The 13,980-nt window shown below is 34.1% G+C and carries 9 protein-coding genes; 2 read left to right on the top strand and 7 right to left on the bottom strand.

The genetic code is table 11. The features are described 5' to 3' along the window. Positions 1–74: 74 nt before the first annotated feature. On the top strand, positions 75–1,202 hold the full coding sequence (locus tag V6670_RS06890; RefSeq protein WP_338653300.1) for an acyltransferase: 1,128 nt from the start codon (positions 75–77) through the stop codon (positions 1,200–1,202). 92 nt (positions 1,203–1,294) lie between these two features. On the opposite strand, the gene V6670_RS06885 is transcribed toward V6670_RS06890, so the two are convergent. The 5 genes from V6670_RS06885 to V6670_RS06865 form a co-directional block, all read right to left on the bottom strand. Continuing rightward, positions 1,295–3,781 carry an S-layer homology domain-containing protein gene (locus V6670_RS06885; RefSeq protein ID WP_338653299.1) on the bottom strand — a complete coding sequence of 829 codons (2,487 nt, stop codon included), beginning with the start codon at positions 3,779–3,781 and terminating at the stop codon, positions 1,295–1,297. Positions 3,782–4,766: 985 nt separating this feature from the next. Beyond that, positions 4,767–5,675, bottom strand: a complete 909-nt coding sequence (locus V6670_RS06880) for a ferrochelatase (RefSeq protein WP_338653298.1) — start codon at positions 5,673–5,675, stop codon at positions 4,767–4,769. 113 nt (positions 5,676–5,788) lie between these two features. Next, complete coding sequence (locus tag V6670_RS06875) at positions 5,789–6,559, bottom strand: ABC transporter ATP-binding protein (protein ID WP_338654520.1); 771 nt, start codon at positions 6,557–6,559, stop codon at positions 5,789–5,791. Positions 6,560–6,563: 4 nt separating this feature from the next. After that, complete coding sequence (locus tag V6670_RS06870; RefSeq protein ID WP_141905535.1) at positions 6,564–7,592, bottom strand: iron ABC transporter permease; 1,029 nt, start codon at positions 7,590–7,592, stop codon at positions 6,564–6,566. A gap of 21 nt (positions 7,593–7,613) precedes the next feature. Then, entirely contained in the window at positions 7,614–8,585 is a 972-nt protein-coding gene (locus tag V6670_RS06865) for an ABC transporter substrate-binding protein (protein WP_338653297.1), read from the bottom strand. A 221-nt stretch (positions 8,586–8,806) separates the two neighbouring features. On the opposite strand from V6670_RS06865, the gene V6670_RS06860 reads away from it, so the two are divergent. After that, the gene (locus tag V6670_RS06860; RefSeq protein WP_141905537.1) at positions 8,807–9,133 is read left to right on the top strand and encodes an antibiotic biosynthesis monooxygenase; all 327 of its coding nucleotides are present in this window, start codon (positions 8,807–8,809) and stop codon (positions 9,131–9,133) included. A 584-nt stretch (positions 9,134–9,717) separates the two neighbouring features. On the opposite strand, the gene V6670_RS06855 is transcribed toward V6670_RS06860, so the two are convergent. Then, a complete protein-coding gene (locus tag V6670_RS06855; RefSeq protein WP_338653294.1) occupies positions 9,718–12,822 on the bottom strand; it encodes an NEAT domain-containing protein in 3,105 nt (1,034 codons plus the stop codon). A gap of 381 nt (positions 12,823–13,203) precedes the next feature. Then, a complete protein-coding gene (locus V6670_RS06850) occupies positions 13,204–13,974 on the bottom strand; it encodes an ABC transporter ATP-binding protein (RefSeq protein ID WP_141905539.1) in 771 nt (256 codons plus the stop codon). Positions 13,975–13,980 lie beyond the last annotated feature (6 nt).

Below are 13,980 nucleotides of genomic sequence, written 5' to 3'. Positions count from 1 at the left end.
ACGAGCATACCCATAGAGTATGTAGGCAGCATTTTGGGAACTGAAAACTATAATCAACTTTTGGAGATGATCATATGAAGCGAGCACATATCAATGAATTAAATATTACACGTGCATTAGCCATTCTTGCTGTACTCCTCATCCATTCTACTAGTACACCTGTTACAGCATTATCTAATGAATCAAAATTTTATCCACTATATGTATTTCTCAATATTTTTCCAAAATTCGCTGTTCCTGTTTTTATTTTCTTAAGCGGATTCGTTTTATTTTACAACTATATACAAAAAGAACTCACGAAAGAGCTTATCATTCGTTTTTATAAAAAAAGAGTGACACAAATACTCGTTCCTTATCTCTTTTTTTCAATTTTTTATTATACAGCCATACAATTTTATGTAACACATGATTTAGTATCCACCTGGCATGCTTTATTTAGTGTTGAATTTCTCGAAAAACTATTAATAGGAAAAGCGTACACTCATTTATATTATATTTTTATTATTGTACAGTTCTATCTTATATTCCCTTTATTCTTATATGTTTTAAAGAAAAAGCCAGCCCTATCTCCTCATCTAATTTGGATTGGCTTCGTTCTTCAATGGGCCTTTATTCTATTAAATGCAGAGTTTTGGCAGTACCCCTATAGAGGGAGTATTTCTTTCTCTTATATTTGCTATTTTTTAGCCGGTGCATTTTTAGGTATTTATTTTGAAAAATATAAAGGATGGCTTCAATTAAAAAAAGAAAATTTTCCTATCCCCCTCCTTTTTATATGGTGTATAGGGCTATTATCTACTATCTATAATGTTTATTTATATTACTATGTTTTTTCATCACAAACCTATTTAGTGAACAGCACCGTATTTGAACTAGTTTTTCAGCTACAATCTTTAACAGCCTGTATCGTCTTATTACAGCTTTCTTATTGGATCTATGATAAATGGAACCATACATGGGTCAACGGTTTCATAAACTTAGGGGTAGTATCATTTGGCGTCTATCTATTGCATCCATTTTTCCTTTTCCTTTACAGACAAATTAGTACTGGCGGCAATAGTGTCCTCTATCACCTATGGAGTGCTGGTGGCTTTATCTTTGCTCTATTTATTACATGGATGATTGTGCTGTTAATGGGTAGATTTTTCAAATACCATTGGATTGCTTTTGGACCTATTCCGAAAAAGTTTCCTTATAAATAAAATTCATAGATGAACAAGGGAATATTCCTATCATAAAACTAAAAGCCCTGTAGAGATATCTCTACAGGGCTTCTTATAATTGACAGGTTGAATTATTTTGAAATAGAACCGTCTTTTACTTTATTGTTATTCACATCAGCTAAGTTAGTCGATTTGAATTCTACTACAATGCTATCTGTTAAAGCATATTGATCTTTAGTTGTTACTTTAAGTTTACCGTTTTCTACAACAGCAGCAGTAATTTTCACAGTAGAACCAGCAATTTTCACTGTTAAACCTGTTGGTGTAGCTTCATTTACAATACTTTCAGAGAAGTCTACGATAAATGTTTTGTTATCTACTACTGTTACTTGAGAAGCTACAGGGACAATATTTTCTTTAAGTGTTACTTGAGTTGTAGCTTTCCCATTTTTAAGTGTATTTCCTTTTGTATCAACTACATTTTTAGCTTCAAGTACATAATTACCATTAGCAGTAATAGAACCTTCAGGTAAAGTGAATCGTACTTTTTTAGTACCATCTACAAATTGAAGTTGAGTTCCAGCAGGTAGCTCTTTTCCGCCAAGTGTGTAGTTAGCAGCATTTGTTGCTGTAACAGTCACATCTGTAGCATATTCAACAGTGAATACATTGTTATTTGTTACAACAACTGGTGTAGCTCCAAATACTAATGAATCTGTAGGCGTTTCAGGTGTAGCTTCGAACGTTCCAGTTGTAACATTAAATGTAATCGTCTCTGCAGTCACGTTTTTAGATAAATCTTTCACTGCTCCAGCAGATAATTCAAATGTGTATGTTGAATTGCTATCTAAATCAATATCAACTTTAACTGTGTTTTTCTCTGCACCCTCAATTTTGCCATTACCATCTACATCGTAACCAGTACCTTTAACGTCTTTTACTGCTATTTCTTTTCCAGCAGTGTAAGCAATACCGTTCTGAGTTTTAATTGTTAAAATACCATCTACTTTGACAGGCTCACTAAAAGTAAGGTATAAAGCATCTACATCTGTAGTTACCTTCACATCATCAGCTACTAACATTTTTGTAGAAGCAGAGACAAGTGTAGCAGGCGTTGTATCTTTAGTTAGAATAGCATTGAACTCAAATGCGTCTCCAGCATTTCCAGCAACATCTTTTTGTCCTTCTACTTTAATATTTGTATTAATAAATGTTGATGAACCTAACACTGCTTTCGCATCAATCGTGAATACAGTTTTATCAGCTACATCTTTCAAATCAGCATCTTTTAAGTAGAAAACAGTTGATCCTACAGTTACTTTCGCATACCCTTCAACTGAAGCATCCGCATCTCCAACAAATTTTTGTTTCATTAATTCTTCTGAGAAATCAAACGTAATTTCTGTACCGTTTACAGCTGTTGAAACAGTTGGTTTTGAATTATCAACATCTGCTTTAGCAACTGTGAAGTTCACAGCGATAGGATTCGCGATATTATTCGCGAAATCAGTTGCACCAACAATATCTACTTTATAAGTTTGCTCAGCTGTTAATCCAGTAATTGTTAATTTTTTGCCAGATAAAGTATAACGATCTTTTGACAGTTCAGTACCATTTAAGCTCACTGTTCCTTCATTTTGTACAAGCTCATCGAAAGTGATCACTGCTGTAGTACCTTTTGCTTCTACAGTATTCACGCTAACAGGTGTTGTATCTGCAAATGTTAATAGGTTATTAAATTCTTCAGTTAAAACTTTAGCATCTGCTTTTGTTTTGACTGGTTTTACAGTCACTTTCCCGTTAGTTAATTTTAACTCCTTATCAGTCGTTAAAGTAACAGACATGCCGTCTTCAGCCACTACTGCACTTGTGATAGCTACGCCTTCAATAGCATACTTCGTTGTGATTGCCGCATCTTTTGCATCAACAGCTGTGTTGAATTTTACTTCAAGCTCTTTTGCATTTAACCCTTTTACAGATGCTACAGCTGGTGTTACCTCTTTCACAGTTGCATCAATTGTACGTTTTACCATAGTAGCGAATTCTTCACGGCTGATTTTATCTTGTGGTGCTAATAATGAACCTTTACCATTGATTACGCCGTTGTCAACAGCCGTTTCTAAGTAAGATACAGCCCATTTAGAAGCTTTCGAAGCATCTGCGAATTGGCTAAGGTCTGCTTTACCTGTTAATTGGTAGCCTTGTACGATAACTTTCGCAGCTTGTTCTCTTGTTAATTGAGCTTTAGGTTCAAATCTGCCATTACCCATACCATCAAATAATTCTGGTGAAGTTGCAAGTACTGCATTATAGAACCAGTCATTTTCATCAACATCTGAAAAATCTTCTGTTCCTGTAGCTTTTAAATCTAAAGCTTTTGATAAAATTTCAGCAGCTTCTGCACGAGTAAGCGTACCAGCTGGGTTGAAGTTCCCTTTTTCATCACCTTGGATGTAGCCTTTGTCAGTTAAAAATTGTACAGCTTCTTTTGCCCAAGATGAAATGCTATCTGCATCATTAAATTCAGCAGCTGATGCTACTGGTACGATTGCTGATGCTACAAGTGCTGCTGTTGCAGTAGTTGCGAAAAATTTACGACCTTTGTTTTGTTTCTTCATAGTATATTCCTCCAGAATTCTAATAAATTATATTATTCTGTGAGAACAATATTATCGCGCTATTCAATTGTTAAAATATGTATAAATTGTTCTCGCAAATAATAATTACAACCAATTATAGGGAAAGCAAACTTCTAAATTTACCAAGATTAAATATCCCAATCAAACTGTAATTTGCTTTACAAGACAATAATATAACTAGATTACCAATAAATAAATGCTAAAAATAAGGTAATTTTACTACTAGATTGGTTATATAGGTAATATTTTCATAGAAAATTTCTATAATATAGAAAAATAGATAGAATAGGCATAAAATTCACCTACTTAAAGGGATTATATGTAATCAGTTCTTTTTCATTTAAATTTGTTTTATTACTTTCTTAATATAATAGCTGAACAAAATTAAAGCTCTATCAGTGTTAAATTCTAGGTTAATAATTAGTTGATTGCTAAAATTATTTTGTTTAAATAGATTAAATGAATATTAGCCCCATTCCCCTAAACTTTATTCACCAAAATATTTAAAAGCTATTTTCTATCATCGACTAACTATCTCGCATTTATTAGCAATATTATTTAAAAACGGCGCAAGGAATAGTAATAGAAGTGTGCTTAAACTGTATCCGCTGCTTTTCTAATTTTAAAACAATAAAGCCATCTGACACCAATTCAATATCGGCATCAGATGGCTATATCTTCTTATTTTTAATGACAGGGCGAACGACTATTACACAATGTTCATCCTTTAAAGCAGTTTGACGCGCCAGTAATTTTGCTCCAGTGAGTAACTTCATCTTCACTAATATTTTGCTGCTTCAGACGGTGGATTTAAAGCGTCTTTTAGTTGTTCGTCAGTTACATCATAGTCATAAAATTTGGCGTTATAATACAAGAAACTCCATTAAACTAAGGTATGTTGTCGCCTTGGCTAAACCACTACATCCGTAGGAGCGCTTCGGTGTTGTAAATAATTGAGCCTTTATTATTGTGCCGCTGGAATAAATGATTCAACAATGGTAGCTAATGCTTGAATGGTATCGTAGCTGTCACCTGGAAATTCCGCTTGGGCAAAATCAACTTGAAGTTCTTCACAGATTTTTTGACATTCACTTCCGATTTCAAAATAGGATTCAATATCCGCAGAAAGTGAAAGGAGTTCACATGTGACAAAACCTTGAGCACCTTCTGCATGTAATGTTTTAATCTTTTCCTTTACATCTGGAGCAAGCCAGTCACCTTTGCCATGACCACTTCGATAGGTAATATGCCAGTTATCAATTTGAGCAGCTTTTGAGATGGCCTCTGCTAATTCGGAGAATTGGCGTACATACATTTCATTACGTTCAGGATTAATTGGGTGACTATGCACGGTATATAAAACATGAGTGTGCGTTCGTTTTTCAGTGGAAATCCATTCATAGGCACGATGAACACGATCTTTATAAACAGCAAGTAATTCTGTATTTAAATGCCAATTTTGACCACTTATAATAGTAACATCATGAGAAGCTAGCAATGCACTTACTTCATCATGAAACGCAGCAGCACCTGAAGACATAATCGGATTTACAGGTAGCGTAATAAAAGTTGAGATACCATCTTCAAGCATCGTGTTAACAACATCTGGAATGTAAGGTTCTGTATGTTTGTAAGCATTATATACTTTTACAGGCTGGGCTAAGCGTTGCTGTAAAGCATGTTCCAGCCCTTTAGCAATACGGCTCGTATTGGCTGCTAACGGATCAACACCACCTAATTTTTTAAATTGCGCTGTAATATTTTCAATCACATGAGGAGGTGGCGTTTTACCATTCATAATATGTGAAAAATAAGGTGTAACATCGTCTAAAGATTTTGGTGCGCCATAAGCGTAATAAATTATACCAATCATTTTTATAAACTCCTTTAAATGGAATAAGTTAATTTTATATGTGCTACAGATGCCTCATAAATTTCAAATTACTATTTCTAACAGAAGCATCTTGTGACCATAGAAAAATACGTTCATTTACAAGAACTTGAACACAATTTTACTGGGGTAAAGATCGGATTTCCATGCTGCATATAAATTTCAGCATCAATTTCAAAAATGGATTGAAACATTTCTTTACATATTACACAATGAGGTGAATCATCATAATGAATTTTCCCATTTTTTAGTACAATTAGACGTTGGCTATTTTGTGCAGCTTGGTTAATATCATGCAACACCATGATAACGGTCATATTGTATTTATGATTTAACTCTTTTACAAGCTCCATCACTTCTAATTGATGAGCAATATCTAGATATGTTGTTGGTTCATCTAATAGCAAAACTTTGGGATGCTGTGCTACAGTCATTGCAATCCAAGCACGTTGGCGTTCTCCTCCAGACATCGAAGGTAGTACCCGATTTTGCATGTGATTCAATCCAGTTACATCAATTGCCCAATCGACAATTTTTATATCCTCTTTTGACAGCGATGTTTTCCCTCCACTATGCGGATGACGCCCAAACTCAACTAACTCACGCACAGTTAAATCTAATTGATGATTATTCATTTGTGGGAGCATCGTTAATGTTTTAGCCACTTCTTTAGACTTCATTTCATGAATATTCCGCTCATCTAAATATACTGCCCCACTATTCGGCTTTAAAAGACGTGAAATTACACGTAATAAAGTTGATTTTCCCGAGCCATTTGGTCCTATTAAACTAACAACTTCTCCTTCATTGATTGTCAAGGAAATATCATCTAACTGGAAGTTGGTGAACTCATGTTGGTAATTGATGTGCTCAGTTCGTAGCAATGGAATTCCCCTTTCTATGAATTAAATACAGGAAATATGGCCCTCCGATAAATGCTAGTAAAATGCCAACAGGAAATTCAATAGGATCAAATACAGTTCTCGCAATTGTATCTGCGAAAACAACAAGTAAGCCTCCAGCCAATGCAGAAGTAGGTATTAAATACTTATGATCTCCACCGATAATTAATCGTAAAATATGTGGTACTACCAAACCTACAAAACCAATTAAACCAGCAACACTTACTGCAATCCCTGCTAGTAACGTACTTAATACAATTAAAAAAAATCGACTGCGTTCAACATTGTGTCCTAAAAGGCTTGCCATTTCATCGCCTAGACGCATTATACGAATATGTTTAATCGCATAAATTGATAATATAATAGCTACAAGGACATAGTAGAAAATCATCTCTAATTGCATCCAACCAACACCCGTTAAACCGCCTGACAACCACGGCAATACAGATTGTACACGATCGCTATAAAGAATCATTAGTGCATTTGTTCCTGCACCACAAAGTGCATTGATGGCTACCCCAACTAAAATAATTCGCATTGGGGATGTACCACCTTTTTTCACCGATAATGAATACACAATCATTGCCGCTACAAAAGCACCTAAAAAAGCTGCAATAGGTAAGTATATAATATAGCCAGGAAACACAACCATAACCGCTACAGCCATAATTCCAGCGCCAGAAGTAATTCCAATAACTCCTGGATCGGCTAATGGATTTTGCATGACTCCTTGTAAAATCGAACCCGCAATAGCCAAACAAACACCAATAATCATACCCGTTAGTATACGAGGCATTCGGATTTCCCAAACAATGCGTCGCGCCATAGTATCTTCTGAACTAAAAATTCCATTAAACACTTCACTTACTGAAAACGAAACTTGTCCTATCATAAGACTGCCAATACTCACAATGATTAATAGTATAGGTAACACAATTAGCGCTATTTTTCGTTTTTTAGCAAGTGGATGTGCATATTTTTCCGCTTCTGCTATCATCGTTATTTCCCCACAATAAAATTATTTAACTGCTTCTTCAGCTGTCTTTAAAAGCCCGCGCATATAGTCAATAGCTTCTACAACTTGTGTACCAGGATTATCAAACAATTCTGCTGGTAAAAAAATAATCTGACTATTCTTTACTGCATCTAAGTTTTTCCACGCTGCGTTTTCTTTCAATTGTTTTTCAAAACCTTCTTTTACTGTTGCTGGATTGGCGTGCGTAATTAGCATAATTATTTTTGGGTTACGCTCAACAATTTTCTCAACACTTAAAGTTGCGTATGTTGGAAACTTATCTGTCGCTGGTAAATCAGCTGCTATATTTTTACCACCTGCCTTATTTAAAATATCTCCGTATAGTGAATTATCAAGCGCGGCTAAATATGTACCTGGTGCACCGTAAACAATGAGAGCATCTAACGTTGATTTTGTTGAGCCTTTTGCAATTTCCTCATCAATTTGTGCAACTAACTTCTCCGCTTTTGCTGTGTTATTAAATAATGCTCCATATTTTGTAATCGTCTTTTTTATATCATCTACTGAATTCATATTTGAGTACACAATTTTCGTACCTGTAGCTTCTACCGTTTTAGCGAACTGCTGGAAGCTAAGTGGCACTATAAGTATTTCCGCATTCAATGCAGCAATTTGCTCAAATGATGGTTCATGTGGGTTACCTATTTCTTGAATAGCTTTTACTTCTGCCTTCATATCGGATGTAATCGTTGGTCGACCAGTAACATTTGCTCCTAATGCAAGCAAAATATTCATCATTCCTGGATTTAATGTAGCAACTGAACTCGGCATTGCTTCAAATTCATGCTTATTTCCAAGGTCATCTATTAATGTTACCGCCCCCCCTATTTCAACTTGTTGTTCTACTTCTATTTTATCTGTTGAAGCATCCACATCTGCTGGTTTACTTTCCTCTCCACATGCTGCTAATAATAATGCTAACGCACCTACTAATAGAAATTTAAACTTCTTCATGGTAACTACCAACCCTTTCTTTTTTTAAAAAAACCAAATTGAAATTGATAATCATTCTCACGCAGTTGTTTATGATTCTATTTGAAATAAAAATAATTGTCAACAAACGTTTTTAATGTTATTTTTTAAATTTTTTTATTGCATAGCCAATTAATGTATGTTTTAATTGATAATGAAAATCAATATCAATTAAAAATGTCATAAAGGGGTCAATATAATAGATGATTACAGTAACTAACCGTTTTTTGGTAAAAAAAGGTTTTGCTCATAAAATGGCACCATTATTTATATCTGATAAAACTTTATTGAACTGGGAAGGGTTTAATAAAGTTGAAGTGAACGTTTGCTCTGAACCAGAAGATCACGATGAAATGAACGTTATGATGTTCTGGGATACAGTCGAGCAATTCAAAGCATGGCGCGAATCAGATGACTTTAAAAATTTACACCGTCGTGAAGAGATTGGTAACAAAGAAAACAATGAGTCTTCCCCAATAATTGGTAACCGGGTTGTTATTTCAGAAATTGCTGCAACTTTAGTAAAGTAGCAGCAATTTCTGTACAAGGATTTCTTAAAAGGATAGAGATGTGCCAGCGCCCTCTTCCATCTGTAAAATTAACATTACACATATCAGTAAAAATACAAGAATAATAACTATACGTTCTTAGACGTTTTTCATCGAGTTTACAGCCTGGCATTTCAAACTCGCATCGTTTAAGAACGTTTTTTAAATTATTTTATAAAACCTCCACAATAATTTATTGTGGATCCCTCTTCTAAGACAACAGTTTTTATGAACTATTTTCAAAATAAATCACTGTATTTCTACTTTTACAGTTAATATTGGCCAAATTTTATGTTTAAAACGCTTCCCTTAACATTCGCATGTCTTCACTATAAGATTAGCCTAGAAAAGTAAACGCTTGTTTTAGGCAAACTAAAAAAATCGGATGTATAAATGTTTAAAAAATGCAATTCAATTTCTACTTGAATTGCATTTTTTTATTGGATGAGTCACCTAGTGCAAGACCCTCTTCGGCAATAGCCCATCTCATAGGAGCACATGATATAGTCACCTCATCCAACTGTTAGAGGAGTTTATGGGATAGTAATAGTATCTTGCTTTAATTATTAATCAATTAAATTGACTAATTCTAGTGATCGTTTTAAAACCTTCGCCATTTGAGCACGTGTTAAATTACTTTCTGGATTTAAATAGCCATTAGACCCTGTCATAATGTCTAGTGCCTGTAATTCCGATACCGCTTGCTTTGAGTAGTCAACTACTTGATTAGCATCTTTGTAGGATAAGGCATTTTTATCAACTGTTACTTTATAGCCTTTATATTCAAGCATGCGTAAAATCATTGCCGCTGCTTGCTGACGTGTAATATTTGCTGTTGGGTTAAATGTTGTGGCATTTACACCTGTTACAATACCTACCTCTGCAAGTGCTTGTACTTCATTTTCAAACCATTGACCTTTAACATCTTTAAACTTGGTTGCTTTAGCTGATTGAATATTTAAAGCTCGAGCTACCATTACTGCAAATTGTGCACGAGTTATATTTTTATTTGGACTAAATGTTGTAGCTGTTGTACCTGTTGAAATTCCAGCAGCGTATAAAGCTAAAATTTCATCTTTGCTGAATATATTATCGATATCTGTAAAAGGATTTTTAATATTATCCGTTTTCTCTGTATTATTAGAGTTTGTTGTTTCTTCCTCTAAAGCTGGCACATCAAACGTAAAGAATAATGTGTACGCCCCATAACCTAAACTACCTGAATCTACAAATATTTTCGTTACGCCATTGCGATCTTGAATTAATGGTAAACGTACAACACGTACTTGATCCATTTTTTCGCCTGTAGAACTTATCACTTCGATTTTTTGTTGCTTACCATTTTCATCAATATAAGCAAGTGTTTCAAAACCATAAGCTTTACCGATTAGTGTCATTTCAATATAACGTTTGCCGTCAAGTGTTACTAATTCAGCTTTCGTGAAGTATGGTGCTAAATAGTTTGTAATAAAATCAGCCATATTACCGTTTGGATCAGCCACCATTTTATACGTAATGGACTGACGAGTATTCTTTTCATTTGTCTTTGTTGTCGTTGCTGATACATTTGTGGAAATTGTCTTATCCGCCGTTATTGCTTCAAAAACAAGATTATCTAGTGTAGCAATTTCAAATGAAAGTGTTGTTGTTTTTGCAGTTGCAATCGGTACTAATGAAGCTACTTTATTCGACCATTTTGCAATTTCTTTACCGTTTTGTTTGACAATAAAATTTTGTAAGTTATTTTCAATATTTAATGAAAGCGTAACTTTATATTTGTTATTTTCAAATACTGTTTTTGCTTTTTGTAGGAATACAGCTATCTCTTTTGTATTGTTTGCAAATTCAAATTTAACTACTCCCTCTTGACTAAAGTTCCCTGTAGTACTTGTATTTGTTCCACTATTAGTTGAACTACCATTTGTTGAACCACTATTAGTCGAACCACCTGTACTTGGGAATGTTGAACTATCATTAATCTTTGAAAGTGACGCTTCTTCAAATTTTAATAGAATATTATAGTCATGATGATAGTTAAGATCCGCAATATCGACTTTTACCCACGCATTTTGAAGAGTAGCTAAATTCGATACTGTAAATTGCACTACTCGTACATCATTTGTATCGCTAATTGTACTAGGTGTTGCACCATTCACTGTAAATCCAGTAATCCATGAACTATTTTTTAGTGTTAATTGAACTTGATAAGAAGAGCCATTTTTCACTACATATGCTTGATTATCTACATATGTGTTCATAATAGAGCTACCCGTACCTGATTCATTTAAGAACGTAAAGTTCACTGTATATAGTCCATTAGTTGATTGTTCATTGTTTTCAGTGTTAGAATTGTTATTGCCACCGGTATTTGAATTATTATTGTTCTCCCCAGAACCTGATTCACTGCCGTTGGTATTTCCTTCCGAACTATTCTCCTCTTGCTTAGCAATCTCACCCGTTAATAGTACTTTTTCAACTGTCGTACTCATTGTGGAAGCATTCCCATTTCGCTCAGTTATTGACGTGAATGCTAAATTTTCTAATGAATCTACTGTAAATTTAATGGCACTTTTCGTATCCCCTGCTGTCCATTCTGCAATCATTTTATTTCCTTGTTTTACAGAAAAGCCCTTCGTTGTACCATTTACAACTAAATTAATTGTTACAGCAATTTTATTGTCTGCTGTTTTTGTAGCATATGCTTGTCCTAAAAGGGATGCGATTATTGTATGAGCAGGTGCACCAAAGCTAACAGGTGTCAGTCCAAACTCAATTACTTGATTGTTCGAGTTGAAATGCTCAGGTAAATATACAATTTGTTCTTTTACCGGTGCAAAATCAAACGTAAACGGTGTTGCTGGATATTTGTCACCTGACATAATCACTGTAGCCTTTAAATCAGCATCTAATTTTACCTTTATAACACGTACTAATGAATTGCCTTCTCCTTCAGAGCTTACGATTTTTACGTCTTCTCCGTTTTCATTGCCTACTTTTAGTGTCGTAAATGCATATGTGTGACCTGTTAGTTTAATATAGGCATATTTTTCTTCACCAATTGCCGCTAAATCAGCATAATTAATATAACTTTTAAAATACGTATCATATGTTTTATTATTTGTTAAAAATGTGAAAGGAACGTTTTTTGTAATAATTTCATCTTTGTTATCTTCTGGTTGTTCTGTTGCTTCATCACATACACGATTAACTTCCGTAACATCAGCAATTTTTAAATACACAATATAGTCATGATCATACGATAGCATTGGAATATAAACATCAACCCATGCCTTAATTGTTTGCTCATATTGATCGACTACGAATGTGTAAATATCGTTACCATTAGTGTCTGTTGTTTTTTCAATAGCTTTTTTTAATTCTCCACCAGATTCTACTTTAAAATCCTGGTACCACGCTGTATATGCTTGTGGCACAGTAATGTCTACTGTAAATTGACTATCTTTTTGTTGAACAGTAGCTTCCTTTTGAACATAGCTATTCATCATTGAATCTGCTGTTTGCTGTTCGTTGAGCATTTTGATATTTGCCGAATAGTCAACTACGCAGCTAGATCCGGTATTCTCTTCCGCCTTTACTTCCATTCCCAAGCCCGGTAATACTGCACCTAACATCAACACTATCATTGCTACATATTGTAAAAATTTCTTCAATACTCTAACCTCCTGAATTTTTTAATTATTTCAACCTATCCTACGAGTTCTTACCTCCTTTTGTATAAACAATTTAACTAGTACTACCACAAACTCAAATGATTCTCATTCTCAATTAAAATTAAAAGAAAAACATCTATTAATTACATGGATGTTAGTGAGTAAATACCTCTTTTTTAATTGATTATGATTCTCATTCTCACCAATTATAACTCACAAACTATTATTGTCAAGAAAGTTAAAATATGTTTTGATATTTTATTTTGTGTAAATAATTCTAAATAACATACTGCCATTGAAATATTTACTGTAAATTTAAAAGGATTAAAAATTTAACTTCATTAACTCTAAGAAGCTTCTAATCTGCCTTATATAATTTTCCTAAATGCTTAATGGAATCATATATGTACCAACACTTTCATGCGTTTGAATAATCACTTCTACACCATACACTTCTTTCATACGTTCTGCTGTTACGGTTTCTATAGGTGCACCTTCGCATAATATTTTACCGTCTTTCATCAAAATAATATGATCGCTATATTTTATTGCTTGATTAATATCATGCAACACCATCACAATTGTTAGAGCATGTTCTTTGTTCAATTTCTTCACTAACTCCATTAATTCTATTTGATAAAAAATATCTAAATATGTTGTTGGCTCATCTAAACAAAGAATGGATGATTTTTGAGCAAGTGCCATGGCAATCCAAACACGTTGACGTTCACCACCCGATAATGCATCCAATTTACATGTACGTTTCTGTGTTAAATTTGTTGCTGCCAGTGCCCAATTGACTGCCGCCTCATCTTCTTCAACATTTTTTTTCATTAATTGTTGATGGGGTACCCGTCCATAAGCAACTAGTTTTTCAATCGTGATATCTTGCGGCACTGAATTTTGCTGATAAACAATGGCTAGTTTTTTCGCAAATTCCTTGGCCTTGTATGTCATTATATCCTTCTGTTCTAACGTTACTGATCCTTGTTGCGGCATATTATTACGTGAAATAACACTTAATAATGTTGTTTTTCCACAACCATTCGGGCCAATAATCGTCGTGATTTTTCCCTTTTCAATAGTTGTCGTAACCCCATCTAAATGATTTTGCTTCTGATCATAAGATAGTTTAATTTGAGAAACGTTCAATACACT

This window comes from Lysinibacillus sp. Y5S-8 (genome assembly GCF_036894365.1).
Classification (GTDB): domain Bacteria; phylum Bacillota; class Bacilli; order Bacillales_A; family Planococcaceae; genus Lysinibacillus; species Lysinibacillus fusiformis_D.
The sequence above is the reverse complement of the archived record's forward strand: the minus strand, read 5'-3'. Positions and strand labels throughout refer to the sequence as shown.